Origin of the sequence: Mesorhizobium sp. 2RAF21, from assembly GCF_052115345.1 — a bacterium.
In the GTDB taxonomy this organism is placed as follows: Bacteria; Pseudomonadota; Alphaproteobacteria; order Rhizobiales; family Rhizobiaceae; genus Mesorhizobium; species Mesorhizobium terrae.
This window is the reverse complement of sequence record NZ_JBFRGM010000009.1, coordinates 40,919-66,788: the sequence shown is the minus strand read 5'-3', so window position 1 is coordinate 66,788 and position 25,870 is coordinate 40,919. Positions and strand designations below refer to the sequence as shown.

24 protein-coding genes and 4 pseudogenes are annotated in these 25,870 nt (G+C 60.2%); 18 read left to right on the top strand and 10 right to left on the bottom strand.

Annotation, left to right across the window (positions count from 1 at the left end):
• Positions 1-9 precede the first annotated feature (9 nt).
• The 3 genes from AB4136_RS15950 to AB4136_RS15940 all read left to right on the top strand — a co-directional run bounded on the left by AB4136_RS15950 (position 10) and on the right by AB4136_RS15940 (position 2,222).
• Positions 10-927, top strand: coding sequence for a sigma-54 interaction domain-containing protein (locus AB4136_RS15950; RefSeq protein WP_441931313.1), 918 nt, complete (start codon positions 10-12; stop codon positions 925-927).
• Positions 928-1,096: 169 nt separating this feature from the next.
• Positions 1,097-1,783, top strand: a complete 687-nt coding sequence (locus AB4136_RS15945; protein WP_441931312.1) for an HAD family hydrolase — start codon at positions 1,097-1,099, stop codon at positions 1,781-1,783.
• Positions 1,784-1,820: 37 nt separating this feature from the next.
• Complete coding sequence (locus AB4136_RS15940) at positions 1,821-2,222, top strand: aminotransferase class III-fold pyridoxal phosphate-dependent enzyme (protein ID WP_441931311.1); 402 nt, start codon at positions 1,821-1,823, stop codon at positions 2,220-2,222.
• A gap of 48 nt (positions 2,223-2,270) precedes the next feature.
• On the opposite strand, the gene AB4136_RS15935 is transcribed toward AB4136_RS15940, so the two are convergent.
• A complete protein-coding gene (locus AB4136_RS15935; RefSeq protein ID WP_441931310.1) occupies positions 2,271-2,741 on the bottom strand; it encodes an Lrp/AsnC family transcriptional regulator in 471 nt (156 codons plus the stop codon).
• A 132-nt stretch (positions 2,742-2,873) separates the two neighbouring features.
• On the opposite strand from AB4136_RS15935, the gene AB4136_RS15930 reads away from it, so the two are divergent.
• The 10 genes from AB4136_RS15930 to AB4136_RS15885 all read left to right on the top strand — a co-directional run bounded on the left by AB4136_RS15930 (position 2,874) and on the right by AB4136_RS15885 (position 12,485).
• Positions 2,874-3,110, top strand: a complete 237-nt coding sequence (locus tag AB4136_RS15930) for a hypothetical protein (protein WP_441931309.1) — start codon at positions 2,874-2,876, stop codon at positions 3,108-3,110.
• A gap of 51 nt (positions 3,111-3,161) precedes the next feature.
• Positions 3,162-4,310, top strand: a complete 1,149-nt coding sequence (locus AB4136_RS15925) for an acyl-CoA dehydrogenase family protein (protein ID WP_441931308.1) — start codon at positions 3,162-3,164, stop codon at positions 4,308-4,310.
• Positions 4,307-5,374, top strand: coding sequence for an enoyl-CoA hydratase/isomerase family protein (locus AB4136_RS15920; protein ID WP_441931307.1), 1,068 nt, complete (start codon positions 4,307-4,309; stop codon positions 5,372-5,374). The genes AB4136_RS15925 and AB4136_RS15920 overlap by 4 nt, the downstream gene beginning before the upstream one ends.
• Entirely contained in the window at positions 5,371-6,243 is an 873-nt protein-coding gene (mmsB, locus tag AB4136_RS15915; protein WP_441931306.1) for a 3-hydroxyisobutyrate dehydrogenase, read from the top strand. Before AB4136_RS15920 ends, mmsB begins: the two co-directional genes overlap by 4 nt.
• A gap of 2 nt (positions 6,244-6,245) precedes the next feature.
• Positions 6,246-7,016: an enoyl-CoA hydratase gene (locus tag AB4136_RS15910; RefSeq protein ID WP_441931305.1), complete on the top strand. Its 771-nt coding sequence runs from the start codon at positions 6,246-6,248 to the stop codon at positions 7,014-7,016.
• A complete protein-coding gene (locus tag AB4136_RS15905) occupies positions 7,013-8,251 on the top strand; it encodes a thiamine pyrophosphate-dependent enzyme (protein WP_441931304.1) in 1,239 nt (412 codons plus the stop codon). The genes AB4136_RS15910 and AB4136_RS15905 overlap by 4 nt, the downstream gene beginning before the upstream one ends.
• Before the next feature lie 3 nt (positions 8,252-8,254).
• Positions 8,255-9,268, top strand: coding sequence for an alpha-ketoacid dehydrogenase subunit beta (locus tag AB4136_RS15900; protein ID WP_441931303.1), 1,014 nt, complete (start codon positions 8,255-8,257; stop codon positions 9,266-9,268).
• Position 9,269: 1 nt separating this feature from the next.
• Positions 9,270-10,574, top strand: a complete 1,305-nt coding sequence (locus tag AB4136_RS15895; protein ID WP_441931302.1) for a dihydrolipoamide acetyltransferase family protein — start codon at positions 9,270-9,272, stop codon at positions 10,572-10,574.
• Between the two features lie 4 nt (positions 10,575-10,578).
• A complete protein-coding gene (lpdA, locus tag AB4136_RS15890; protein WP_441931301.1) occupies positions 10,579-11,976 on the top strand; it encodes a dihydrolipoyl dehydrogenase in 1,398 nt (465 codons plus the stop codon).
• Between the two features lie 287 nt (positions 11,977-12,263).
• Complete coding sequence (locus AB4136_RS15885) at positions 12,264-12,485, top strand: hypothetical protein (protein ID WP_441931300.1); 222 nt, start codon at positions 12,264-12,266, stop codon at positions 12,483-12,485.
• A gap of 658 nt (positions 12,486-13,143) precedes the next feature.
• On the opposite strand, the gene AB4136_RS15880 is transcribed toward AB4136_RS15885, so the two are convergent.
• Positions 13,144-13,662 (bottom strand): thioesterase family protein, encoded by a 519-nt coding sequence (locus AB4136_RS15880; RefSeq protein WP_441931299.1) that lies wholly within the window; start codon positions 13,660-13,662, stop codon positions 13,144-13,146.
• Between the two features lie 389 nt (positions 13,663-14,051).
• Between AB4136_RS15880 and AB4136_RS15875 the strand changes: the two are divergent.
• From AB4136_RS15875 to AB4136_RS15865, 3 pseudogenes are all read left to right on the top strand, one after another.
• Positions 14,052-14,911: pseudogene (locus AB4136_RS15875) on the top strand (LacI family DNA-binding transcriptional regulator); the annotation flags it as partial.
• A gap of 181 nt (positions 14,912-15,092) precedes the next feature.
• Positions 15,093-16,551, top strand: a pseudogene (locus AB4136_RS15870) (Y-family DNA polymerase).
• A pseudogene (locus AB4136_RS15865) lies at positions 16,548-17,069 on the top strand (PHP domain-containing protein); the annotation flags it as partial. The pseudogenes AB4136_RS15870 and AB4136_RS15865, both read left to right, overlap by 4 nt.
• A gap of 280 nt (positions 17,070-17,349) precedes the next feature.
• Here AB4136_RS15865 and AB4136_RS15860 read toward each other — a convergent pair.
• The 7 genes from AB4136_RS15860 to AB4136_RS15830 form a co-directional block, all read right to left on the bottom strand.
• Entirely contained in the window at positions 17,350-18,129 is a 780-nt protein-coding gene (locus AB4136_RS15860; protein ID WP_441931298.1) for an HpcH/HpaI aldolase family protein, read from the bottom strand.
• Positions 18,130-18,215: 86 nt separating this feature from the next.
• Positions 18,216-18,878 (bottom strand): RraA family protein, encoded by a 663-nt coding sequence (locus AB4136_RS15855; RefSeq protein WP_441931297.1) that lies wholly within the window; start codon positions 18,876-18,878, stop codon positions 18,216-18,218.
• A 72-nt stretch (positions 18,879-18,950) separates the two neighbouring features.
• A complete protein-coding gene (locus AB4136_RS15850) occupies positions 18,951-19,757 on the bottom strand; it encodes an ABC transporter ATP-binding protein (RefSeq protein WP_441931296.1) in 807 nt (268 codons plus the stop codon).
• Positions 19,758-19,769: 12 nt separating this feature from the next.
• Entirely contained in the window at positions 19,770-20,528 is a 759-nt protein-coding gene (locus AB4136_RS15845) for an ABC transporter permease (protein WP_441931522.1), read from the bottom strand.
• A gap of 12 nt (positions 20,529-20,540) precedes the next feature.
• Positions 20,541-21,320 carry an ABC transporter permease gene (locus AB4136_RS15840; protein WP_441931295.1) on the bottom strand — a complete coding sequence of 260 codons (780 nt, stop codon included), beginning with the start codon at positions 21,318-21,320 and terminating at the stop codon, positions 20,541-20,543.
• A 4-nt stretch (positions 21,321-21,324) separates the two neighbouring features.
• Positions 21,325-22,383, bottom strand: a complete 1,059-nt coding sequence (locus AB4136_RS15835; RefSeq protein ID WP_441931294.1) for an ABC transporter substrate-binding protein — start codon at positions 22,381-22,383, stop codon at positions 21,325-21,327.
• A gap of 94 nt (positions 22,384-22,477) precedes the next feature.
• A complete protein-coding gene (locus AB4136_RS15830; RefSeq protein WP_441931293.1) occupies positions 22,478-23,305 on the bottom strand; it encodes a carbon-nitrogen hydrolase family protein in 828 nt (275 codons plus the stop codon).
• Positions 23,306-23,387: 82 nt separating this feature from the next.
• Between AB4136_RS15830 and AB4136_RS15825 the strand changes: the two genes are divergently transcribed.
• Positions 23,388-24,146, top strand: coding sequence for a GntR family transcriptional regulator (locus AB4136_RS15825; protein ID WP_441931292.1), 759 nt, complete (start codon positions 23,388-23,390; stop codon positions 24,144-24,146).
• A gap of 136 nt (positions 24,147-24,282) precedes the next feature.
• Here AB4136_RS15825 and AB4136_RS15820 read toward each other — a convergent pair whose 3' ends face one another.
• Entirely contained in the window at positions 24,283-24,561 is a 279-nt protein-coding gene (locus AB4136_RS15820; protein ID WP_441931291.1) for a hypothetical protein, read from the bottom strand.
• On the opposite strand from AB4136_RS15820, the pseudogene AB4136_RS15815 reads away from it, so the two are divergent.
• A pseudogene (locus AB4136_RS15815) lies at positions 24,560-25,665 on the top strand (IS5 family transposase). The gene AB4136_RS15820 and the pseudogene AB4136_RS15815 sit on opposite strands and share 2 nt — an antisense overlap.
• Positions 25,666-25,870 lie beyond the last annotated feature (205 nt).

Genomic DNA, 25,870 nt, shown 5'->3' with positions numbered 1-25,870 from the left:
CTGCGCACGGTGACGACTGCCCGAAAGGCTGCAGTCGGAGTTTCGAATGTCCTCATCACCGGCGAAAGCGGAACCGGAAAAGAGCTCTTCGCGCAGGGGATCCACCTCGCAAGCTCGCGAGCCTGCGGACCATTCGTGGCTGTCAATTGCGCGGCCTTGCCTCGCGACCTTATCGAGGCAGAATTGTTTGGATACATGCCTGGCAGCTTCACCGGAGCGCATAAATCCGGCCGGCCGGGCAAATTCGAAATCGCTTCCGGTGGGACCATCTTCCTGGACGAGATTTCGGAAATGCCGATCGACGTCCAGGCCAAACTCCTTCGCGTCTTGCAGGAGCGGGAAGTGATCCGGGTGGGGGGCGTGGATCCGCTACCGGTGAATGTCCGCGTTCTCGCCGCCATGAACCAGGACATCCGCAATCTTGTCGCATCCCGCCGTTTCCGCGAGGACCTCTATTACCGTCTCAATGTCATCGAGATCGCGGTGCCTGCGCTCAGAGAGAGGGAGGGTGATATCCGCCTGCTCGCTCAGCATTACGTCAGCCACTATGCCAACCTTCTGAAGAAGCGGGCGCGGGGCATAGTCGAGCCGGTGATGCAGCGGCTTGAACGATATCGGTGGCCCGGCAACGTGCGCGAATTGCAGAACGTCATCGAGCGGATGGTCAATTTCTCCGAAGACGAACTGATTGGGCACGGGCTGGAACTTCCCGATAACCACGTGCTAACCGGCGTTGAAGCCGCAACCGAAAGGCTGCTTCCCGTTGGTGGGACTTTGGCCGAGATGGAGCGGCATGCCATCGTGCGCGCGCTTTCGTTGACGGGCCACAACGTTACCAAGGCGGCGGAAATACTTGGCGTCACCAAGCCGCGCATTTATCGGATGGTGCGGAGACACGGCATTCGGCTTGAGCGATCGTTGAACTAGAGCAAATTTCCGAAAGGTTGGTCCATTCCGTTTCGATCGAAACATTTCGTGACGGATCATTGCGTGGCAAGCCCAGTATCCACCTGGTTTCAAGCGTGCGAATGACGGCCTGACTGTGGTGAACTCAGGTGGTCCGGAACTTGCTATGCGAGCACGAGAGAGGTGCGGCATGCAGTGGATCAAAGCAATAACCTTCGACTTCTGGGGCACTCTCGTCGACGTAGATACGAGTGGCGAGGTCGCCATGGCCCATCTGCTCGATAATGTCGGCTTGATTGGCATCAATCCGCGCGAGCTGTATCTCCGATGGGATGCGGCAACTGTCCGGCGATACAGGTCGGATAAATGGCGTCCGTACGTGGAATGGACCGCCTTTGGAATCCGTGACGTTCTGGAGCCACTCGGAATCGAACTTAATGAAGCCCAAGCTCTTCGCGAAGCGGAGACGTTCGTGTCCAAGATGACCACATCAGCTAAGCCCCACGCCGAGGTCCCTCACGTTATCGCGGCCTTGAGGAGTCGTTGGCCGCTTATGCCGATCACCAACATGGATGACCGCTTCTTCCAGCTCAATCCGTTCACGGCAGAGTTCGACCTCTACTTGACCGCAGAGCAAGCCGGGGCATTCAAGCCATCGGCAATCATCTTCGGAAAGGCGATAGAACGCCTCAATGTCGATGCCGAAAATATCCTTCATGTCTCGCTGTCGCAGTTCGCGGACCTGGAAGGTGCGATGCCTTTGGGGATTAAAGTGGCGTGGATCAATCGAGGCCGTGAAAAGCGTGGGCAGTTCACACCTCAACCGCTGTTCGAATTTGCCGATCTGAACGAATTGGCCAGCGTGCTTTCATTGTAAAGGCGCGAAAAGGTCGACGCTCAACGAAGAGGGTTCTGTGACCAGCGATCTCCGCTCCCGGATATCTCAATCATTGATCCGCTACGGAGCGAACTTCTCCGATTTTGTCGCTGCGGAAGCGCGAGGCTCATTCATTTACGATAAGGAGGGCCGTCGGGTTCTAGACTTCACATCCGGTCAGATGAGCTCGATTTTGGGGCACCCCCATCCCGAGATTGTGGAGAAAGTCAGCCGGACGATAGCATCGCTTGACCATCTCTTTAGCGGTATGCTGTCCGAACCGGTGCTAGCGCTGGCGGAAGCGTGTCGGGCTCGTTTTGTTGCAAAGTCGGATTTCGCTCGCGTCAGCCGACCAATTTACGAGAATGAGGCCATGCGGCGGCTAGAACTGCTGTCGATGGTCCCGAAAACAAGATTCATCTGCCACAGAGCCAGATAGTTATGCTGTGCTTTTATGGAGATTGACGCGTATTCGTGACGCTTGGCATCAGACGTCGCCGGGCACGATCGAATGCATTCGCTTTAGGCATCGAAGCGTGAAGCTCGATCGCGAATGCCGGATCCCAGGAACCTTGTAGAGCTTCTTTCGCAGAAATTCTTCATAGCCCGCGGTCCCGTCGACCGCCACCTTGAGAAGGTAGTCGTATTCGCCGGTGGTCAAGTAAACTTCAAGCACCTCCGGCAGAGACGCCATGGCCTGTCCGAAGGTTTCCAATATCTCATCATCGTGACGGTCGAGCGTCACCTCAATGATCACTGTTTCGGCGGCGCCCAGAAGGCTCTGATCGAGCATCGCGACATAGCCGGTAATGAAGCCGTCATTCTCCAGGCGGCGAATCCGCTGCCAACATGGGCTCTGAGACAGCCCCACCGTCTCGGCTATCTGGTTGTTCGATAGCCGGGCATTCCCCAGCAGAACTCTCAGGATCTTACGATCTATCTTGTCGAGCAGCTTCATGTCGTCGGTCCAAAAGATAATGTTGTCCGATAGGCATTTTGCAGAAGAAAGACCTTCAAATATGACAAATTTGCAGAGAGATAGAAAGCACATTCTGTGCTTCCTGAGGTAATCTTTTTACGGAGGTGAGGCATGCGTTTCGCGCAATTCCAATCGAGAAACCCCATCGACCACGTGTCGAGAGCGCTGGGCCAGTTGGACAGGATGGGGTTCGCTCTCGATTCCATTTCTGTGCGGCAGAGTCAGGCCGGCCTGTCCGAGGTCAAAATCGTATTCGATCCGGCAGGGAAACTATCCGCACAGGTTTTAGCCGATCGGATTGCTCAATTGCGTGGGATCCTTGCGTTTCAGCATGGTCAGGTCAGCTGACGCAAATCCCGTATTCTTCTGAACCCGACTCCGAACATCACGTGGATCGCCGTGGATTTTGAGCTGACCGAAGAACAGGAAGCTATCATCGCCACTGCGCGGAGCTTCGCCTTGGAAAGTATTTCGCCTCACGTCTATGAATGGGAAAAAGCAGGCACCATTCCGCGGTCGGTCTTGCTTGAGGCGGGTTCACTTGGGCTCGGTGGACTATACGTCTCCGGGGATTTCGGTGGTTCGGGACTCACGAGGCTGGATGCGACGTTGGTGTTCGAAGCGCTTGCGCAATCATGTCCCTCGGTGGCTGCGTTCATCTCCATTCACAACATGTGCGCATGGATGGTCGACAGCTTCGGCTCCGAAGAACTTCGAGCGAAATGGTTGCCCAAGCTATGCAGTTTTCAGGCAGTCGCGTCCTACTGCCTGACTGAACCTGATGCGGGGTCGGATGCCGCGGCGCTGAGAACGAGAGCGGACGCCATCAAAAGGGGGTTCCGGCTCAACGGCTCCAAAACCTTTATCTCCGGCGGCGGCTACTCGGACCTTTATGTGGTCATGTGTCGCACTGGCGAGCTGGGACCAAAAGGCATTTCGACGATCCTGGTTGAAAAGGACGCGCCAGGCCTGAGCTTCGGCGCCAAGGAACATAAGATGGGCTGGCGGGCGCAGCCCACTACGCTCGTGCAGTTTGACGACTGCCTGGTTCCTGACGCCAACCTGTTGGGGACTCTTGGCGAAGGCTTCAAGTATGCCATGGCTGGACTCGATGGAGGCCGTCTGAACATTGCGGCTTGCGCTCTCGGCGGAGCGCAGAGCGCGCTTGATCGCGCCCTTTCCTATGTGTCTCAACGCTCGGCGTTTGGCCGTCGCCTCCAAGAATTCCAGGCGCTTCAGTTCAAGCTCGCCGACATGGAGGTGTCCCTGCAGTCCGCCCGGGCCTTGCTACGTCAAGCGGCCTGGAAACTCGACCGGAAGAGCCCGGACGCGACGAAGCATTGCGCCATGGCCAAGCTGTTCGTCACCGACAAGGCTTTCGACGTGGCGAACGATGCGCTGCAACTCTATGGCGGCTATGGCTATCTCGAGGATTACGGCATCGAGAAGATCGTGCGCGATTTGCGCGTTCATCAAATTCTCGAAGGCACTAACGAAATCATGCGGGTGATCACGGCCCGCGCGCTTCTTCAGGAAGCAGCAACATGAGCGAGGCCGCTGGTGACGCCTTTATCCGAAAGGTGGGCGCTGTGGGACGCATCACGCTGACACGGCCACAGTCTCACAACGCACTCACTCATGCGATGGTGTTGGCGATGCTCGAGGCTTTAGTTGCGTGGAGGCGCGATCCGGACATCCGGCTGATCCTCGTTGATGCGGAGGGCGAAAAGGCTTTTTGTGCCGGAGGCGATATCGCCGCCCTCTATAAATCGGGAGTGGCCGGCGATCTGGAACTCGGCCGCCGTTTCTGGCGGGACGAATATCGCCTGAATGCCCTTATTGCGAATTATCCCAAGCCTTTCGTGGCGGTGATGCATGGCATCGTGATGGGGGGCGGCGTTGGCCTTTCCTCCCACGGGTCGCATCGCATCGTCACGGAACGCTCGATCATAGCCATGCCGGAATGCTCCATCGGCCTTATTCCTGATGTTGGCGGCACCCTGCTTCTAGCGAAGGCTCCCGGCTACATGGGTGAATATCTTGGCCTTACCGGCGCCAGGGCAGGGCCTGCGGATGCCGTGGAGGCCGGTTTGGCTGATTGTCTGGTACCGCTGGCGCTTCTTCCGGAGTTGAAGGAGCGTCTTTCCGAGACCGCCGATCCGGCTGTAGTTGCCGAGTTCCAGGCATCACTGCCCCAAGGCAGCTTGAGCGGTGCCCGCGGCGAGATCGATGCGATTTTTTCGGCAGCTACCATCACCGAGATCAAAGGTCGTCTGTCTCAGTCCAAATCGAGCTGGGCCAGAGACGCCCTGAAGAACATCGAGGCGGGGTCGCCACTTTCGCTGCTGGTGACGCTGCGGGCGATTCGTGCGGCCCGCTCTTCGAGATCGATTGAGGGAGCGCTGACCAACGAGTTTCGTTTCGTTTCCCGAAGCATGGAGCAGGGCGACTTTCTCGAAGGCGTCCGTGCCGCTTTGATCGACAAGGACCGCAAGCCTAGCTGGCGCTTCGCTGAGCCGGACTCGGTGCCGGCTCACATTGTCGCATCGATGTTCGAACCCGCACCGGGCGGTGATGTGGATGTGCAACATGAGCTCGGAGATATGCAATGAAAGTCGGTTTTATTGGACTTGGCCGCATGGGCGGGCCGATGGCGGCTAACCTGGCAAAGGCCGGCTTTTCTGTGACCGGGTTCGATGTCTTGGGCACCGTCGTGGACGGTGTCGCTCAGGCTTCGTCCGCATCCGCCGCGGCCGAGGACGCGGATGCCGTCGTGACAATGCTGCCGAACGGCGACACCCTACGCGACGTGTGCGATCGGATCGTCTCTACAGCTCGCAAAGGTGCGCTTCTCGTCGACTGCTCGACGGTCGACGTCGACAGCGCACGCCATGCCCATCGAATGGCATCCGCGCATGGATTGCTGTCCGTCGACGCTCCGGTGTCCGGAGGCACGGGCGGAGCGACCGCCGGCACGCTGACATTCATGGCCGGCGGTTCCGATCAGGCGTTTGACGCTGCCATGCTGCTTTTTCGTGTGATGGGAAAGCGGGCCATCCACTGCGGTGATGCCGGCAGCGGTCAGGTGGCGAAGATCTGCAACAACATGATCCTCGGCATCTCGATGATCGCGGTGTCCGAGGCGTTCGGCTTGGCGGACAAGTCCGGTCTATCGCGCCAAAAACTATTCGAAGTGGTTTCAACATCTTCGGGGTCGTGCTGGTCGATGAATGCCTATTGTCCGGTTCCCGGAGTGGGCCCTGCGAGCCCTGCGGACAATGGCTACAAGCCGGGCTTTGCGTCCAACCTGATGCTCAAGGACTTGAAGTTGAGCCAGCAGGCGGCCGAGGCGGCAGGGGCTGCGACACCGTTGGGTGCGCTTGCGACCGAGCTTTTCGGCGAGTTCGTGGGAGCCGGTTACGGCGACCTCGATTTCTCGGCCATGTTGCCGCACCTCGGTTCGATGGCGAGAGAGCGTTGACGATGGCCCCGACGATCGAGATCGAAAGACGAAATCGGGTCGTGCTCGTCACCTTGAATCGGCCGGCGGCTTTGAATGCGCTCTCCTCCGACATCATGCACGAGATAGTCGATCAACTCGTGCCTCTGGATCGAGATTCGGACGTCGGCTGCTTCGTAGTCGCAGGCAGCGCGAAGGCATTTGCCGCGGGTGCCGACATCCAGGAAATGAGTGAGGCGACATATATCGATATGCTCATGCGGGATCATTTCGCGGGCTGGAATGCATTCGCCGACCTCAGGACACCGAAGATAGCTGCTGTTTCGGGCTTCGCCCTGGGTGGCGGATGCGAACTCGCCATGATGTGCGATCTGATCATCGCTGCGGAATCGGCCAGGTTTGGGCAACCGGAAATCAAGCTGGGTGTCATTCCCGGCATGGGGGGATCGCAGCGTTTGACGAAGGCCATCGGTAAGGCGAAGGCGATGGATCTCATTCTCACAGGGCGGACGATGGATGCGGTGGAAGCGGAGCGATGCGGCCTTGTCTCACGGATCGTTCCCGACGCGTTGCTGCTCGATACCGCGCTGGAGGTGGCCGCCACCATTGCGTCCTACAGCAAGCCGAGCGTTGTCTTGGCCCGCGAATGCGTAGGCCGCGCGCTGGAGAGTTCGCTTCACGACGGCCTCCTGTTCGAGCGGCGGGTTTTCCACTCGCTCTTTGCGACGCGCGACCAGAAGGAAGGCATGGCCGCCTTCATCGAGAAACGCACTCCGGATTTTGAAGGGGCATGAACGCCGTGCAGTCGATTCCTCTCTCGCTAACCGTTCCGGAGCCGTCCGTCCGTCCGGGCGGCCAGCCCGATTTCTCGGGACTCACGATACCGGAGGCGGGCTCGGTGCCAAGGCCGCCGGTCGGCGAGAGGCCCGAGAACATGCGCGACATGGCGTTCACCATCGTTCGCGTGCTCGACGATGACGGCAACGCAGTAGGGCCGTGGTCCCCAGACCTGCCGGTCGAACAACTGCAGGCGGGGCTGCGTCATATGATGACACTCAAGGCCTACGACATGCGCATGATGATCGCGCAACGACAAGGCAAGACCTCCTTCTACATGCAGCATCTCGGCGAGGAGGCGATCAGTTGCGCCTTTCAAGGTACTCTTCGGCTGGGAGACATGAATTTTCCGACCTATCGGCAGGCCGGACTGCTCATCGCTGGCGGATATTCCATGGCCCGCATGATGTGCCAGGTTTACTCCAACGACGGCGACAGTGCCCGCGGCCGGCAACTGCCCGTGTTTTACTCGTCCAAGGATCATGGATTTTTCTCTATCTCGGGCAACCTGGCCACGCAGTACATACAGGCCGTGGGCTGGGCCATGGCGTCGGCGATTCGCAACGACACGCGCATCGCCGCCGCATGGATCGGCGACGGATCCACGGCCGAAAGCGACTTTCACGCCGCGATGGTCTTTGCCTCGACCTACCGTCCTCCAGTGATCCTCAATATCGTCAACAATCAGTGGGCGATCTCGACCTTCCAGGGCATCGCCCGCGGCGAAGCCCAAACCTTGGCGGCGCGCGGCCTCGGATTCAACATTCCGGCCTTGCGTGTCGACGGTAACGACTACCTCGCAGTGAGAGCAGTCGCCGATTGGGCCTCGGAGCGAGCCCGAAGAAATCTTGGGCCCACCCTGATCGAATACGTCACCTACAGATCAGGAGGACACAGCACATCGGATGATCCGTCCGCTTACAGGCCGCGGGACGAAGGCAAGGCGTGGCCGCTGGGAGATCCTATAGCCCGGTTGAAAACGCATCTCATTCGGCTGGGCGCATGGTCGGAGGAGCGGCATATCCAGTTGGAAGCCGAAATCCTCGATCAGGTCGTGGCGGCGCAAAAAGAGGCCGAGGCCATCGGGACTCTCCATTCCGGCCGGCGACCGTCGGTTCGCGATATTTTCGAGGACGTTTACGCGGTGATGCCACCGCATCTGCGACGCCAGCGTCAGCAGGCTGGAGTTTAGGCCATGTCCCGAATGACGATGATCGAAGCAATTCGCGACGCCCACAGCGTGGTGATGGCGCGAGACGAAACCGTAGTCGTTTTCGGCCAGGACGTTGGCTATTTCGGTGGCGTCTTCCGCTGCACGCAGGGGCTTCAGCAGAAATATGGGAAGGCGCGGTGCTTCGACGCTCCAATCAGCGAACTGGGCATTGTAGGTGCCGCAGTCGGCATGGCTGCGTACGGCTTGAAGCCCTGTGTTGAGGTTCAGTTCGCCGACTACATGTACCCGGCCTTTGATCAAATTGTTTCCGAGGCTGCGCGCTTACGCTATCGATCGGCCGGCGAGTTTACTTGCCCAATCGTCGTCCGAATGCCGACCGGCGGTGGCATCTTCGGTGCCCAGACGCACAGCCAGAGTCCTGAGGCACTGTTCACCCATGTCTCCGGATTGAAGGTCGTCGTTCCGTCGAATCCGGCGGACGCCAAGGGTCTGCTGATTGCGGCGATCCAGGATCCGGATCCCGTGATCTTTCTCGAGCCGAAGCGGCTATACAACGGGCCGTTCGACGGCCATCACGAGCGCCCCGTCACGGCGTGGTCGAAGCACGAGCTCGGCGAGGTGCCGGACGGGCATTACACCGTACCACTCGGCGAGGCGGCGGTCCGCCGGAAGGGCGCGGCCGTCACCGTGCTCGCCTATGGCACCATGGTTTTTGTCGCTTTGGCCGCGACCGAAGAGACCGGCATCGATGCAGAGGTCATCGACCTGCGGACGCTTTTGCCGCTCGACCTCGACGCGATAACCGCTTCGGTGAAGAAGACAGGACGCTGTGTGATCGTGCACGAGGCGACACTCACATCTGGCTACGGTGCTGAACTGGCAGCTCTTGTTCAGGAGCACTGCTTCTACCATCTCGAAGCGCCGATCGGTCGCGTCACAGGCTGGGACACACCGTATCCACACGCGCAGGAATGGGACTACTTCCCGGGTCCAAAGCGCGTGGCCGAAGCGCTGCTCCAAGCCACGAATGTGTGACATGGGCGAGCACGTCATCAAACTTCCGGATGTCGGCGAAGGTGTTGCCGAAGCCGAACTTGTCGAATGGCATGTCAAGGTCGGCGACTTGGTGCGCGAGGATTCCATCCTAGCCGCAGTGATGACTGACAAGGCTACCGTCGAAATTCCTTCGCCCGTCGATGGCGAAGTAATCTGGCTGGGCGCCAGGATCGGCGACACTGTGCCGATTGGCTCGGCGATCGTACGGCTCAGGGTGGCAGGCGAGGGAAACGCAATTACGGTTCTTGGCTCCGAAAAGCTCGAAGCCGCACCCAAGGTTGCGGCAGTCGAGCCGGCGATATCACCGGCTTCAAGTGCACCCGAACCAAAGCTGGCAAAGGAACCGAAGGCAGCCGCCGCGCCAAAGGCGCCGTCCCGCCCCGCCATTTCCGGCGCGCCGCGTGCGCGGGGCGAAAAACCGCTGGCCTCGCCCGCGGTGCGGCTGCGAGCGCAGGAAGCCGGCATCGACCTTCGTCAGGTGCCGGGCAGCGGCCCGGCCGGTCGCATCACGCACGAGGACATCGAGGGGTTCCTAACGCGCGGACCGCAGTCGGCGGGCCGTGTGACCGGGCTCGTCACTAACACCGACGTCGAGGACATCAAGGTGGTCGGACTGCGCCGCAAGATCGGCCAGAAGATGGCACTGTCGAAGTCGCGCATCCCGCACATCACCTATGTCGAGGAGATCGACGTCACCTCGCTGGAAGATCTGCGCGCCGCGCTGAACAAGGAGAAACGCGCCGACCGGCCGAAGCTGACGCTGCTGCCGTTCCTGATCCGCGCCATGGTCAAGGCGATCGCCGACCAGCCCGGCATGAACGCGATCTTCGACGATGAGGCCGGCATCATCCATCGCCATGGCGGCATTCACATCGGTATCGCCGCGCAGACGCCGGGCGGGCTGGTCGTACCGGTGGTGAAGCACGCCGAGGCGCGCGACCTGTGGGATTGCGCAGCGGAAGTGAACCGTCTTGCCGACGCCGCCAAGGCCGGCACGGCAACGCGCGAGGAGTTGACCGGCTCGACCATCACCATCACCTCGCTCGGCGCGATGGGCGGCGTGGCCACCACGCCGGTCATCAACCATCCGGAGGTCGCCATCATCGGCGTCAACAAGATGACGGTCAGGCCGGTGTGGGACGGCAGCCAATTCATCCCGCGCAAGATGATGAACCTGTCTTCCTCGTTCGATCACCGCGTGGTCGACGGCTGGGACGCGGCGGTCTTCATCCAGCGCATCAAGGCGCTGCTGGAGACGCCTGCGATGATCTTCGTGGAGACTTGAGGCGATGAAAGAAATCTCCTGCAAGCTGCTCGTCATCGGCGCCGGGCCGGGCGGCTATGTCTGCGCCATCCGCGCCGGGCAGCTCGGCGTCGATACTGTCATCGTCGAGGCGAAGAAGCCGGGCGGTACCTGCCTCACCATCGGCTGCATCCCGTCCAAGGCGCTGATCCATGCCGCCGACGAGTTCGACAAGGTCGTGCACATGGCATCGGGCAAGCTGCCGCTGGGCATCTCGCTCGGCGAGCCGACGATCGACCTGAAGAAGACCGTCGCCTGGAAGGATCGCATTGTCGGCCGCCTCACCAACGGCGTCGCGGGGCTGCTTAAGAAGGCCGGAGTCAAGCAGGTCCATGGCTGGGCGAAATTCCGCGACGGCAAAACTGTAGAGGTCGAGACCGAGACCGGGCAGCAGATGATTCGCGCCGAGACCATCGTGATCGCCACAGGCTCGGTCGCGGTCGAACTGCCCCTCCTCCGGTTCGGGGGACCGGTAATATCATCGACCGAAGCGCTGGCGCTGAAGGAAGTGCCGAAGCAACTCGCCGTGGTCGGCGGCGGCTACATCGGGCTGGAACTCGGCATCGCATTCGCCAAGATGGGTGCCAAGGTCAGCGTGGTGGAAGCGCTGCCGCGCATCCTGCCGCTTTACGATGCCGAGTTGACCAAACCCGTCGCCAAGCGTCTGTCCGAACTCGGCGTCGATGTGTTCACCGGTGCAAAGGCGCAGAGGCTCGAACCCAAGGCCGACGTGCTCTTGTTCACCGCCGCAGACGGCAAAAAGGTGCGGCTCCAGGCCGACAAGGTTCTCGTCACGGTCGGCCGCAATCCGTTGACCGAAGGCTGGGGCATAGAGGAGCTTGCGCTCGACATGGCCGGCAAATTCGTCCGCATCGACGATCAGTGCCAGACCTCGATGCGCGGCATCTATGCCATCGGCGACGTCACAGGGGAGCCCATGCTGGCGCACCGGGCCATGGCGCAGGGCGAGATGGTCGCCGAGATCGTCGCTGGGCATAAGCGCTCGTGGGACAAGCGCGGCATTCCCGCCGTCTGCTTCACCGATCCGGAGGTAGTCACCGTCGGCCTGTCGCCAGACGAGTCGCGCAAGACCGGCGCCGAGATCAAGATCGGCCAGTTCCCGTTCAGCGCCAACGGCCGCGCCATGACCATGCTCGCCGAGGATGGTTTCGTGCGTGTCGTCGCGCGCGCCGACAACCATCTGGTGCTCGGCATTCAGGGCGTCGGCCGCGGCATCTCGGAACTTTCCACCGCCTTCGGCATGGCGATCGAAATGGGAGCGCGACTGGAGGACATCGCCGGCAGTATCCATGCCCATCCAACGCAGGGCGAAGGTTTTCAGGAAGCGGCGCTCAAGGCGCTGGGCTATGCGCTGCATGTGTGAAACACAACAAAGATGTGCGGAGCGTTGCCCTCTGAGCGCGACGGAAAGTCGAACATTGCTTCGAGCTAGGCAGAACCTGCTGTTCTGATGTGCTAAAAACCGAAAGACAGTTCAATCGGGCTTCTGTTTCGGAGAAGGTGTCCTTGACTTTCTGGATGACTGCGTGGTTGCCAGACTTGACACCTTCCTTGGTACGCCTGCGGGATGCGAGGGTGTCAAACGTTGCATGTGTCACTTCGGCGCTTGCTTGGTCGACATTGATCAGATTGCACCGGTAGCAGAGATTGGTGAAGCGCAGTTCCACCGCCCCCGATTGGGCCATAAACAATATCAGCACCGCCTGCGCGACAAGCGCTCGGCAAGTGTACCCTGAGGGGGCAGAATTTGACTTCGATTTCGCCGGCGAGGTACTGCTGCTCGAACTCTCGGTGTCCGCCGCCGATAAATCTACAGATCATCTTGCGGACATGCGCACTTCGCGCCAGCTATCCCACGCCTTCGCCATCTAGTCCTACGCCGTTGGAAGCGATTGTCAGATCCCTGACCCCGGACTTGCGGATGGCATCTATTGGCCAATCAGGCACTCCTGCACAGTCCGAAGCCACCAGAGCATATTTCCATGCCATCGAACAAAAAAACTCCAACGCAGCTGCAGCATTCGGTGCGTCTCTAGGCGAATACTCGGTTTGCTATTGCGAAGGAAACAGGACTGAGGTTTTCGACCGTCTCGATCATCTCCGGCGATCCGGTCGACGAAGGCATTCTTGTCGAAGTGTGACGCCGATGACGATGCTTTGCGATGGGGCAGGCCTCGATCCTGCGACGTAGAGCTTTTCAGCTTCAATCCTGCTCCCTCTAGAAGCGGTTCGAGGCTGTCGCTGCCTGAAGACGACCAAGGGAAACTGGAACTGCGGCCGATCCAGAATTTGCAACACAACAGGGAATATCGGCGGCCAAAGCCTGGCGCAAGATTCCGCCCGTCCTGTGGACGCCCAAGGATGCTCCGTCACTCAAAAAGCGCGGGATTGTCCGACTAAATCTAGATCTGCGGCAGGTCCATCAGTGTCGTTCAGGTGGACCCGCATCGGACCGCCTCTGTCGTCGTAGCGCACCATGCAGAACCTAGCTTATGGCGCGTCCATTGATTCGGACGAAAATGATGAACCATCAAACCCCGGGATCAAACATCTGGTCCACTGCTGCCGGCAGACTTCGGGCTAATTCGATGTTCCGTCCCGCCCTCTCGGGCAATGGAAGAGACGCGTGCGAGTCCGCCATTGCCGAGAGCTTGGGGGTTATGTCTTGAGGGAAGGGCGATACCTTCGGCCCGGAAAGGTCGACATGAAGCGATAAGATCTCGGAGGTTGCAGCCAACCAACCGACCACATGGTACATTTCCTGGTAAGAACGGATTCGTTTTTCATCATAATCAAGCAGTCGAAAATGGACCACCACTTGGTCCCCGCTATGGACAGGCCTGACGTAACACACGTGCGACTCGGCTGTGAAAAAGGTCAGATTGCGTTCGCGTACGTAGTCTGGTCCAAGCCCAACCAGCTCAAAAGCGCCGTCCGAACACTTGTCGAAGACAACCCCGCAAAACGCCTTGGTTAACTCACCAGCCGCATTGCACCAATCGGGCGAGATTGTCACTGGCGGCGAAACGTATGGAGTCGGCACAAACATCAATAGCCTCCCGGACGAACAGGGAACATGCACATACTATAATCAGCCGCTCAATATGTTCCAGCGCCTGTTCGAGGGAACTGGTCATCAGAGGAAGCATTGGCGGCCGTTTAGGGGTCCGCGCGTCGATAGCAGCATCAGATGCTCGCCGGTAGGGTGACAGGGCGCGCAATTTCTCAAAAACGTCCTCATCTTACATGGTACGGCGCCAACTGCCTACGTTCGTCTTAAGAAATCGGTACGAAAATAATTTGAGAAACCCTTTTTCTCGCGCCTGATTCTGAGAGCTATAGGGATGTGAGAAACCGGTTTCTCAAGGGAGGAATGAGTTGTCAGGTCAGGCCCGGTCTGAGTGGGTGACCATTTACGATGTCGCTGCGGCGGCTGGCGTGAGTGTCGCGACGGCGTCGAAGGCGCTCAACGACACAGGCCTCATGTCGGTGGAAACACGGACGGATCAGACGAGTGGCACAGGAACTCGGCTTCCGCCCCAATTCGCTCGCCCGCAGCCTGACCCGCAAGCGCAGCTTCACGGTCAGTCTGCTCACTGACGACACCTACGGACGTTTCACCCTGCCGGTCATGGCTGGGATTTCGGAGGGGCTGATCGGCCATGGCGTGTCCGTCTTCCTGTGCACCGTCGAGGACAATCCGGAACTCGCGAAAATCCACGTCGATGCTATGCTGGATAAGCAGGTGGACGGCATCATCGCCATGGGCAAACGCATCGATAAGCGTTGCATGTCGACCTGTCGCATCTGTCCGTTCCGGTCGTCTACAAGTTGACGGCAGGCCTCAACGACACCGTCACCCTCGTTCCGGACGACCGCCAGGGCGCGCGGGCGGCGGTCGAGCACCTTATCGCGCAAGGCCGCAAGAGTATCGTCCACGTCACCGGGCCTGGTAATTTCAAGGTCGTCAACGAGCGCGCGCTTGCTTACGCGGAGGCGCTGGAGGCTGCGGGCCTTACCGTACCCAGCGACGGAATTCTCCGCGGCTCCTGGTCCGAGCGCTGGGGCACCAGGCGATCGAAACGCTGTGGTCGCGGGCGGACCGTCCCGACGGCATCTTCTGCGGCAACGACCAGATCGCACGCGGGGTCGTCGACGCGCTGCGGGAGCGTCACGTCTCCGTTCCGCAGGACGTCTCGGTGGTCGGCTTCGACAACTGGGAGATCGTGGCCGAACAGACGCGTCCGCCCCTCACAACCGTCGACATGAACTTGAAGGAACTCGGACGGCAGGCCGGGTGGCGGCGACAAACCGAAGCCACCGATTTTGGACAACCGACCGCAGCGGTCAGCCGCTGGCGTATCTCCGCTCTTTCCTCCCGACCGCTTCCGGTCCCTGGCGTGGGTCGCGCCCGCTGGCGGCTCGAATTGCTGCGGGTGCGGGCGGGGGAGAGCGCCGACTTTGAAGTGGATTCCTGTGATGCCAAGGGTCGTCTCGCTCTATCTGCCGACCTGGCCGACCGATCTGCTGCGACGAAAACTCGGACCCTCGGCCTCGATGCGGCCGCTCGCAATGCGGGCGTCCGCATCGGCATGCCGGCGAGCAAGGCGCAGGTCCTCGTCCCCGGCCTCGTCAACCTCGAGATGAAGCCGATCGAGGACGTCGCTGCGCTCGAGCGACTGGCGCTCTGGGCGCTGCGCTACGCACCCCTTGTTGCCCCTGATCCACCGGACGGGCTCATCATCGATACCAGCGGTGCGGACCATCTGCATGGCGGGGAGGAGGCCATGCTGAAAAGCCTCGTCTCTCGCATGGAAGAATCCGGCATCGCGGCGCGCGCCGCAGTCGCCGACGCGTGGGGGGACCGCCCATGCCGCCGCTCGATTCCTGGCGCAGCCGATCGCCGTCATCCCATCCGGACATGCCTTGACCGCGATGCGGGATCTGCCGATCCGCGCGCTACGCTTGCCCTCCACGATCGTTGAAGGGCTTCACGTTCTAGGGTTCGAGCGGATCGGCGAGATCGAGGACACGCCGAAGGCGCCTCTCACGCATCGCTTCGGACCGGAGCTCATAAGGCGCGCCTCGGCTAGGCAATGGCCCGTGCCGCCGAGCCCTTCGAGTCCGTACGCTCCCCCGAGCAGGTCGAGGTTCGGCGCGCCTTCGGCGAGCCGATCGGCGCCGCCGAAACGATCGCGCGTTATACGGCCACGCTGGTCGATCAACTCTGCGCCGCTCTCGAGAAGAAGGGGCTCGGCGCCCGCCGGCTCGATCTCCTCTTCCATCGCGTTGACAACCGCATCGAGGCCATCCGCGTCGGCACGGCCGTACCCGTGCGCGAAGCGCGTCGGATGACCCGGCTCCTCACCGACCGCATCGAGACCGTGGATCCCGGCTTCGGCATCGAACTCATGACGCTGACCGCGACCCTGGCCGAGCCGCTCCGCGACCGCCAGACGATCTCGTCGCTGGTCGAGCCGGAAGAGCCGGATATTTCCGATCTCATCGACGTCATCGCCAATCGGCTGGGATCAAGTCGGCTTTATCGCTTCGCCCCGGTCGAAAGCGATGTGCCGGAGCGCTCCGTCAAGCGTGTGCCTCCTACCGCACCCGACGATGGCGGGAGCTGGCCCGGTGATTGGCCCCGGCCGTCGCGCCTGCTCACGCCACCCGAGCCGATCGATACCATGGCGCTGCTGCCCGACAACCCGCCGGTGTGGTCACCTGGCGCGGCATACGCCGCCGGGTCGCCCGCGCCGATGGCCCCGAACGCATCTTCGGCGAATGGTGGTTGGCCGCTGCCGAAACTTGGGCGGTGCGGGATTATGTCCGGGTCGAGGATGAGGGCGGCGAGCGCTTCTGAATCTATCGCGCCGGCGACGGCGAGGATCCAGCCACCCGCAGCAACAAATGGTTCCTAAACGGAATGTTCGCATGAGCGGACCGCGCTACGCCGAGCCGCAGGTCACGTCACACTTCTCGTTCCTGCGCGGCGCGAGCTCCTGCGACGAGTTGTTCGCCCAGGCGGCCCTGTTCGGTATCGAGGCGCTCGCCGTGGTCGATCGCAATAGCCTCGCCGGCATCGTGCGCGCTCATGAGGCGGCCAAACCGACGGGGGTCCGCCTCGTCGTCGGCTGCCGCCTCGATCTGATCGACAGCATGTCGCTGCTCGTCTATCCTAGGGACCGGCCGGCCTACGGTCGCCTCTGCCGAATGCTGTCTCTGGGCAAGTCTCGTGGCGGCAAAGGCCTCTGCCATCTCGAATGGGCAGACGTCGTGGCCTATGGCGACGGGCTGATCGCAGTCCTCATGCCCGATGTTGCCGATGATGTTTGCGCCATGCAGTTGCGCCGGTTGCGCGAGGCGTTCGGCAGGGATGCCTATGTCGCCCTGACCTTGCGCCGGCGTCCCAATGACCAGCTTCGCATCCACGAACTCGCCAATCTGGCGGCGCGGATGTCCGACGAAAATCCTCGAGAACGAGAACAAGGCCTTACGCTGGCTGTCGGCACTGCCATTTCTCGATGAAGTGGAAGAGCCAATTGGGGTGACGATTTCAAGCAGAGCCGGCTGTCCACGTTGCATCAGCCTACGAAATGGCTCCCGGCATATCTTAATGCTAAAAGCATACCCGCATTTCGGCCGGCATTGCGGATTTACATTCTTCATCGTCGCCCTGCGTGAAGTTCTCACTATCGGACGATATGGATTTCGGCGATCCCGCCACATCCCGACATTATCGAAGGTTTGATAGGGCTGCCCGAGACAGTCCATCCGAGCGCGGCCCAATCGCAAGCACGTCGTATGTCTCTTTGGCCTGTGCAAGCGCTCCGTGCAGGAAAATGTATTGAATTCCGATGATAATGAACGGTGCACTTTGGTCCAAAGCCCAACGTTGTTCCTTTTCGGTCCACGCCGGGAACATCCAAGGCTTCTCGGCGGCCCTGAACGCACGCACGCATCTGTTGGTATCGGCCCAGTCCTCTTCGGACTGGGAGTAGACGCCTCGCCCGCTCATCAGGGCGAGGTCGCCCGGCCCAATTTGGCAGCCATCGACGGTTGGTAATCCAGCGATGTCCTCAACGTCGCGCACCGCCAATGGGTGCTCGATGAGGGGAAAACATAGAGCGGACTTGTTAAGCCGGTCGAGTGTCTCCGGCTTGGGAGCGGCATACTGGAAAGGGCGACCACCTGAAAGGCTGCGTTCGCCTGTCGGTGGGAATTTGGCGTATGACGTTATCCGAGCGGTATGGTTTCTATCCTGCGTGTGGGGGATGATGACGCCGTCAGCACCGAAGTCCAAGGCCTGCTGGACGGCCTCCTGCGTAGGCCCCAACACTTTGGTCCAGACCTGGAGACCAAGGCCCTTGACCAATAGCGTGAAACTCTCAAGATCGCGCAGGTCGAAGATTCCGTGTTCCGCATCGAGAACCACGAAATCAAACCCGAGTTTTGCAACGATTTCCGCGACCGGTGCCGAAGGGTCTGACAGCCAGAATCCTGTTTTTGATTTCATAACCGTTGAACTCTCTTGGTGTTCAAATGACTGATGTGGAATAGTGCGATGGCAGGTCGGTGAACGCGACGCGGCCGTCGCCTTTGTCAGGCGGTTTTGGCGCGGACCATGTCTGTCGCACCTGTGATGTCGGGGAGCCATTCGCCGGCGCGGAGACGCTGGAGAAGACCAACTTCCCACGCCTGCATCTGCAATGCCCTATCCGCCACAGCGTCAGCCTTTGCGGGATCGAGGACGATGATGCCACATTCGTCCGCGAGCACTGCATCGCCGGGGTACACAGTCTTGCCGCCGACGGTGATGGGCGTGTTGATCTCGCCATATTGGTCGAGCAAACGCGTCGTCCTCGGTGAAAGACCTCGCGCCCAGACGGGAAGCCCCAGTCTTTGGATCTCCGACAGGTCGGTTGCCGGCCCATCGATGACGGCGGCTTTCAGACCCGCAATGCTCATCGCGTTCGATATGCCGCCGCCCCAACAGGCATAGGTGTCGTCACCGCACCGATCCACCAGTACGATGTCGCCTGGTCTGATCATTTTGGTGAGGTAGTGGAGGAGCGTTGAATCGGCGTGGGGTATCTTGATCGTCACGGCGGTGCCGGCGACGCGCTTGGTGGGTACCAGCGGCACAATGCTGCGATGTACGAAAACGTCGTAGAGAAAGTGACCCACGGTAGCGGTTTCGACCTGTTCGAGTCGCAACGCCAGCGATGCGGCGATCTGCGCAGGCATGTCATTGACGGTGTACATACGGGTTCCTCTTATTCGAAGCTCGAATTGTGGATGCCGACGCGCGATAGCGCTTCAGCATGACCCCAGAAGCTAAGCCGGGCTTAGTCCCTGCTTGTGTTGCGTAAGGCGGATTAGGCTTAGGACGTGGGAACGGAGCTCCCCAAACAACGGGCTTGCCCTTGTCGTGAACTGGTCACGTTCGTTTCCAAACCTGACGTCGATGATTTCCTGAACTGTTGCCGGGTTCTTGGAAAGAACGATGATGCGATCTGAAAGGTAGACCGCTTCGTCGATGTCGTGCGTCACCAGCATCACCGTCATGTCGCGGCTGCGCTGTAGGGCGAGGGTCAGGTCTTCAAGTTCCAGTTTCGTCTGTGCGTCGATGGACGCGAACGGCTCGTCCATCACCAGAACTTCCGGTTGCGTCACCAGCGCTCGCGCGATTGCGACACGCTGCTGCATGCCGCCTGAGAGTTGCCACGGATACTTCGTTTCGGCACCTTTGAGGCCAACGCTGGCGAGCGCCTCACGGCTTAGCGCTAACGCCTCTCGCTTGGGCAGCTTCCGGTTGTACAGGGCGAGCGCAACATTCCGCTCAGCGGTCATCCAAGGCATCAGCGAGCGGGTATATTCCTGAAAGACAACTGAAATTTTCGGACTGGGCCTTGTAAGGCGCTGTCCGTCCAGTTGGATCTCGCCGGAAGAGGCGGGCATAAGAGAGGTAAGACAGCGCAGCAGCGTCGTCTTGCCGGCCCCCGAGGGCCCTACGAGGCATACAAATTCACCTTCCCGGATGTCGAATGTGATGTCCTGGAGAACGACATTCGCGCTCGCACCGGTTCCATAGGTTTTTGAGAGGGCGCGAACGGCAAGGCGAAGCGGTGATTTATCAGCCATGTGTTGATTGACCTAATGGGAACGGGACGCCGCACGCGAGCGTGCGTGCCATCCCAGGACGACATCGCGGAAATAATTGAAGACAGCGTTCAGCGAGAACCCAAGGATTGCCAACAGAACAATGCCGGCCCAGACGCTCGTCGAGTCGAAGGTGAGTTGCGCCTGCATGGTCCTGAAGCCCAGACCCCTATAGGCTGCAAGCATCTCGCTTGCCACCATGAGGATAAAGGCGAACTGGAGCCCCGTCTGCATGCCCCCCGCAATGGAAGGAGCGGCTGACGGAAGCCACGCGACGAACAACTCCTTGTGCCATGGAAGCAGAAGGCTGCGTGTGACATCCAGCAATGCAGGGTCGATACGTCTCACCCCATCGATCGTCGCGAGCGCGATTGGGAAAAAAGTTCCCAGGGTGATGATGGCCAATTTCGAGACGTCGCCGATGCCCAAGGTGAGTACAAAGGGCGGAATAAGCATGATGATCGGGATCGAGCGTGCAAAATCGAGGAGCGGCACAAACACGAGGCGGAGTGGTTTCAGAAGCCCGAGAGCTGTTCCAATGGTGATACCGAGGATGGTCGCACACAGGTAGCCGAGAAGCAGGTTGCGCAGGCTAGGCAAGACGTCCGTTGCGAAATACGCAAACAGCCACAGGTCCTTGAATCGTCGTGCAATCGCGTCGGGCGTTGGAAAGTAGGCGTTGCGGACATTGGCGGTCCATAGCCAGTTAGGCGGTGAGAAGCAGCGACGGCAATGCAATACGTATGGCAACATCACGAACGAGCTTCATATGAGCTCCTCGACCGGTCTACGACCGCGAACGGCCATCCGTTCCAGAGCGTTAAGCGCTCCTGCAAACAGAATGCCGACAATACCGCTCCACAGGATGAGGCCGAACGCAAGATCCGATTGCGCGGCTTCCTGGGCGAGGAGGATTCTCCGGCCGAGGCCCGGCGCTCCGCCAAGCAGGCCGGCGCCGATCGACAAGAGAAGTGCAGTGGTAGCACCAATGCGGATGCCGGTGACGATATAAGGTGCGGCGCTTGGCAAGACGATGGCGGTTTGGGTCTTAAGCCAGGGCAATGTCATGGCCCGTGCGGTGTCGAGCATGACAGGCTCAACGTCCCGGATGCCTACCTGCACCTGTACCAGTATCGGCCAGACAGCGCCAAATGCAGCCAGAAAGATTCCGAGGTCGCGCGTCGGTCCGAAAACGAGCAGTGCCAAAGGGAGAATAACCACGGCAGGCAAGGGGCGCAGGAATTGGATCAAAGGGTCCAAGGCGTTGTTGACGATGGGCGTCATGGCCGTGAACAAGCCCAGGCCCACGCCGATGACAATCGCTATTGCAAGGCCCGACAAAGCCATCAGGAGCGTCTCGCCGATGGCAAGCCAGAAGTCCTGACGACCGATCAACGCGATGGCCTCGCCAACGGCGGCCGACATAGTGGGAACCCCTGCAATGCCGTTCAGCGGCCCGGCTGTGGTCGCCCACTGCCAGGTAGCCAGCCACACGGCAAAGCCAAAGACACCACAGGCAAGCCGCATGGCGACCGTGCGCGGCATTGGACTATTGTTCCAGTGCCTGGGGGATTATGATCGCATTGAAGTCAATGTCGGACGTGACGAAGCCTGCATCCTTCATCAACGAGTAGAACCGCTTCAATCCTTCCATGTCGACAACAGAGTAGAAGTAGGGCACGACCGCATTGGCAAGCTTGGCGGGATCGACGCCCTGATATTTTGCTGCCGTCTGACGGATCAGGTCGGGCTTGTCACGGCCCAGCGCGGTCGCCTCACGGATAACGCAGTTAAAACGAGCTACCGTGTCCGGGTTCGCCAGTGCATAAGCCTTTGACGAGACCATCATGGATGTCGGGCCTTCCTGAAGCGTCTCAACGCCCGGCCACGAAATGATCTTGTAGCCGGCTTCCTCGGCCTTCAAAATATGCGGCTCGGCCGAGTAGGCCGCGTCCACCTGGCCCGCCATCAGCGCGTTGATGGCATCTGCGAAGCTCATCACGACGAATTTCACGCTATCGACGTCGCCACCATGCTTCTTGATTACGTAGCGGGTGGTGAGCTCCGCCTGTCCCTGCGCATCACTGACGGAGACCGTCTTTCCGGAGAGGTCGCCCGGGCTTTCGATGCCACTGTCAGCCGCCACGAGCAGCGCGGTGATTTCGCGGGTGTAACCCTGCTCGCCGGCTTGCATCTTGTCCCAATATTTGGGTGCGATACCGGCAAAGGGCGCAATAATCGTCAATTCCAGACCTTTGTCCAAGGCTTGCAGCGCGCTTAGGGTGGCGGTGAATGCGAGATCGACGGCGCCTCCCTGCACGGCCGAAATCGTTGCAGGCACACTGCTGACAGTCTTGAACTCAACCTTTAAGCCGTGTTTCTCGAATATCCCTAGGTCGCTCGCTGCGAACAAGGCGGCGTTGCTTACGATCGGCAGGGCCGCGACCGACACCTGCACGGTCTTCTCCGCATTCGGTGCGTCACACTTGTAGCTTGTGTTTGCCATGGCACGCTGGATATCGCTTTCCGCGCCAGCAGCTGGGCCGAGATGGAGAGCGAAGCCGCCGCTTAACGCTGCGGCGCAGAGGATATGTGTGAACTGTTTCACGATAGGTCTCCCATTGTTGAGGTGCTATTGACCGCCGCGAACCTTGATTGGCTCGTCTCAGTAATTGGACCGCGTTAGCTGCCGAAACTGGGCACTAAGGAACGGTAGGCAGATGTGCCGGTTCGGGCGCGTTCAACGTGATTCCGAAACGCCGATTTGACAGTGAAGGGTTGGTCAGGCGGACCTCGGCGATACGTGACGTTGTGATGTCTACGGTCTGCACGTCGGCGCCTTCCTGCGATTGGGTGAGGATGTTTCCCATCGGGTCAACAGCCATGCTGGCACCGAACGACAGGGTGGCGGGTCCATTGCAAGCCAGCATGTAGACTGTATTCTCAATGGCTCTTGCGCGTATCAAAGTACTCCAGTGATCCTCTTTTCTTGGTCCGGGCATCCAAAGTGCCGACAGCAGAATCACGTCGGCTTTGGCGTCCGCCAAAAGTCGAGCACTTTCGGGAAACCTCAAGTCGTAACAAATCATCAGTCCGAAACGGACGCCATCGAGTTCAAAAAGCTTGGGCGCTAGGCTCCCTGAGGGCGCAACAACATCCGACTCACGAAGGCCGAAAGCGTCGTAAAGGTGGACTTTTCGGTATCTCGCGAGTTCCAGTCCTTGGGGTGATGCAACGTAGACCGTATTGTATGCGCGATCCCCGCTGTCCGACTTTTCATACATTCCAACCGCGATGGCGATCGCATGGTGCTTCGCCAATGCGTCGATCGCTTCCGTAAACGGGCCGGGCACCGTTTCGGCGTGCTCGATGACAGCGTGCGTGGCGCCGGGCTGGTACCACATGGCAACTTCAGGAAAGAGCACCAGTGAAGAATTCTCCTTCGCGGCCGCGGTGCACGCGCGCGCCATCGCCTCGACGTTGATGGCCTTGTCATTCGTGATGGGGATTTGGGCGAAACTGATCTTCATGATTTTTCCGCGATAGCCTGATGATCGTTGCATCTTTCATGTATACATGGCGCATGCACAGCGAATGCGCGTGATGTATTGCATGGGTGCTGACGCTATGCAACATGCCTCCGGCTGGAATCCGGCGCAAAATTGCAGAGGTCGTACAGGTGCAAACGTGATCGTCCGAGGGGACGCCAAAGCCAAAAAAACAGCGGTCGACAAGGCTTATCAATGGCTGCGCGAACGTATCCTCGACGGCTCGCTCGGCGAGGGGGTATTCATCGACGAGGCCAGTGTGTGCGACGCGACCGGCGTATCCAGGACGCCTGCCCGGGAGGCGTTCAACCGCCTTGAGGGTGAGCGATTCATCGTCCGCGTTCCCCGAAAGGGCGCGCAGGTCCGGCGCATGAATTCGACGGACCTGCATGATGCGTTCAGAGCACGCTACATGGTCGAGGCGTTTGCGGTCACCAACTTCTGCATGTCGAAGCATGCCGTTCCAGCGGAAGTGCTCATGCAGCTCGATATAATGGACAAGCTTGATGACTTCAGGACGCTCGGCAACGCGATCGCGTATGTTGATGCGGACCGCAGTTTTCATACCGCAATCGTCGGGACGTTGGACAATCGCCTCACCATCGAATTCTTCGACGCGCTATGGAGGCATAGCCTTCAGGCTGCCTTCAGCAGGGGCTCGTGGCTCTTGTCCGATGCCTGGGTGAACTCCAACCGCGCGCAGCATCACGCAATCGTTGACGCATTGGCCCAGCACGACGTCGTTACGGCACACCGGCTGCTTCAGGAGCATCTGGAACTTCCTTGGGGCCTGTACGTAGACAACGCACAGCTGGCTTCCTAAGTCCGTTACCGCGCTTCAAGGTGCTGCCACCCTCGGGTCGGCAGTGCCGACTGGTTGGGAGAGGTGCAGCCGGTGATGCGGCCTCCAGAGTATACCGCGGTGGCGCTTTCCGCTTGAAAACCGCCACCGCGAACTGTCAGCTAATCTTCATCGCGAATTCCTCTTCCGGCGAGAGGACCAGACGCTTTCGGCCGATCAGCCCGAAGTAGGCGATTGCCGGCCTGACGAATGCCAATGTCTGCATTACATAGGCGATCACGGCACCGAACACCGACATCGACAGCAATGCGGCTCCGACCACGCCGGCGCCGGAGTAATAGAGAAGTGCAGCCAGGCCATAACCTACGACCGACCCGACAAACAGAGCGACATGCGGTGTCTTGCGTTGCCCGTGGGTGAGCGAATGATTTGGCATGCGCGGACGGGATAATCGGACGGAGGGGCTGTTCTCGTATGTTCGGCTTGAGGAGCGTGTTCCGGCGGACCATCCGCTGCGGCCGATCAGGCGGTTGGTGGACGAGGCGCTCGCTTCTCTAAACGAACGCTTTGAAGAGCTCTACTCGCCGATGGGTCGGCCCTCGATTCCGCCGGAGATGCTGTTGCGGGCGACGCTTTTGCAGGCATTTTTCTCGGTGCGCTCTGAGCGGATGTTGATGGAGCAGATCGACTATAACCTGCTGTTCCGCTGGTTTGTCGGCCTGCCGATGGATACTCAGGTGTGGCATGCGACGGTGTTCACGCACAATCGCGACCGACTTTTGGAAGCGGAGGTGGCGCGCCAGTTCCTGGCCGCGTTGCTGGCGCTGCCCAACAAGGTCGTGAAGCTCCTGTCGAGCGAGCACTTCTCCGTGGACGGCACGCTGATCGACGCCTGGGCTTCGATGAAGAGCTTCCGGCCGAAGGATGGCTCGGGGGAGCCGCCAGCGCCGGGACGCAACGGCGAGCGCGACTTCCGTGAGGAGACGCGCTCGAACGAGACGCATGCCTCGACCACCGACCCGATGCGCGCCTCTATCGCAAGGCGAACGGGACCGAGAGCCGGCTGTGCTTCATGGGTCATGTGCTGATGGAGAACCGCCATGGTCTGGCCGTCGATGCCGCGCTTACGCATGCCACCGGCACGGCCGAGCGGGAAGCGACGCTTTCCATGCTCGACCGCCGCCGCGGCCGACGCCGCATCACGCTGGGTGCCGACACGGCCTATGACGTCACCGCTTTCGTCGGCGACTTGCGACAGCGGCGTGTCACCCCACACATCGTCATCAACGGTCGGGTTTCCAAGAATGGTGTCGTGCGCCGGACCGCTATCGATGGTCGAACCACCCGCCATGCCGGCTACGGCATCAGCCAGATCTGTCGCAAGCGCATCGAGGAGGTCTTCGGCTGGATGAAGGCAAGCGCCGGATTAGCCACGGTCAAGCTGCGAGGGCGAGCCAAGGTCGAGGCGGCCTTCACCTTCACCGTTGCCGCCTATGATCTCATCCGAATTCCAAAGCTGCTCGCCACAGCTACCGCATGATAGCTCCCGCACGGCCGCCCCACTTAGCGGCCGCCTCAAATCGAAACGCCGCTCTCCTCGAGACGACCTCATCACCGTCCCAACTCGCTACTTCTTCAGCAGCCTGCTAAAGCGTGTTGCATCACCGGGCCGATCGAAGCCGCTATGGTCGCGAGAGCAGCGATTCCAAAAATGCAACGGTGCCCCCGACTTCGTTCAAGTCGTT

Coding starts and splice junctions, on each gene's coding strand:
- AB4136_RS15820 (WP_441931291.1), bottom strand. CDS start 24,561: ATGCCAAATCATTCGCTCACCCACGGGCAACGCAAGACACCGCATGTC.
- AB4136_RS15930 (WP_441931309.1), top strand. CDS start 2,874: ATGCGTTTCGCGCAATTCCAATCGAGAAACCCCATCGACCACGTGTCG.
- lpdA (WP_441931301.1), top strand. CDS start 10,579: ATGAAAGAAATCTCCTGCAAGCTGCTCGTCATCGGCGCCGGGCCGGGC.
- AB4136_RS15860 (WP_441931298.1), bottom strand. CDS start 18,129: ATGAAATCAAAAACAGGATTCTGGCTGTCAGACCCTTCGGCACCGGTC.
- AB4136_RS15900 (WP_441931303.1), top strand. CDS start 8,255: ATGTCCCGAATGACGATGATCGAAGCAATTCGCGACGCCCACAGCGTG.
- AB4136_RS15850 (WP_441931296.1), bottom strand. CDS start 19,757: ATGGCTGATAAATCACCGCTTCGCCTTGCCGTTCGCGCCCTCTCAAAA.
- AB4136_RS15920 (WP_441931307.1), top strand. CDS start 4,307: ATGAGCGAGGCCGCTGGTGACGCCTTTATCCGAAAGGTGGGCGCTGTG.
- AB4136_RS15845 (WP_441931522.1), bottom strand. CDS start 20,528: ATGTTGCCATACGTATTGCATTGCCGTCGCTGCTTCTCACCGCCTAAC.
- AB4136_RS15830 (WP_441931293.1), bottom strand. CDS start 23,305: ATGAAGATCAGTTTCGCCCAAATCCCCATCACGAATGACAAGGCCATC.
- AB4136_RS15935 (WP_441931310.1), bottom strand. CDS start 2,741: ATGAAGCTGCTCGACAAGATAGATCGTAAGATCCTGAGAGTTCTGCTG.
- AB4136_RS15905 (WP_441931304.1), top strand. CDS start 7,013: ATGAACGCCGTGCAGTCGATTCCTCTCTCGCTAACCGTTCCGGAGCCG.
- AB4136_RS15880 (WP_441931299.1), bottom strand. CDS start 13,662: ATGTTTGTGCCGACTCCATACGTTTCGCCGCCAGTGACAATCTCGCCC.
- AB4136_RS15855 (WP_441931297.1), bottom strand. CDS start 18,878: ATGTACACCGTCAATGACATGCCTGCGCAGATCGCCGCATCGCTGGCG.
- AB4136_RS15840 (WP_441931295.1), bottom strand. CDS start 21,320: ATGCCGCGCACGGTCGCCATGCGGCTTGCCTGTGGTGTCTTTGGCTTT.
- mmsB (WP_441931306.1), top strand. CDS start 5,371: ATGAAAGTCGGTTTTATTGGACTTGGCCGCATGGGCGGGCCGATGGCG.
- AB4136_RS15945 (WP_441931312.1), top strand. CDS start 1,097: ATGCAGTGGATCAAAGCAATAACCTTCGACTTCTGGGGCACTCTCGTC.
- AB4136_RS15895 (WP_441931302.1), top strand. CDS start 9,270: ATGGGCGAGCACGTCATCAAACTTCCGGATGTCGGCGAAGGTGTTGCC.
- AB4136_RS15910 (WP_441931305.1), top strand. CDS start 6,246: ATGGCCCCGACGATCGAGATCGAAAGACGAAATCGGGTCGTGCTCGTC.
- AB4136_RS15825 (WP_441931292.1), top strand. CDS start 23,388: ATGGGTGCTGACGCTATGCAACATGCCTCCGGCTGGAATCCGGCGCAA.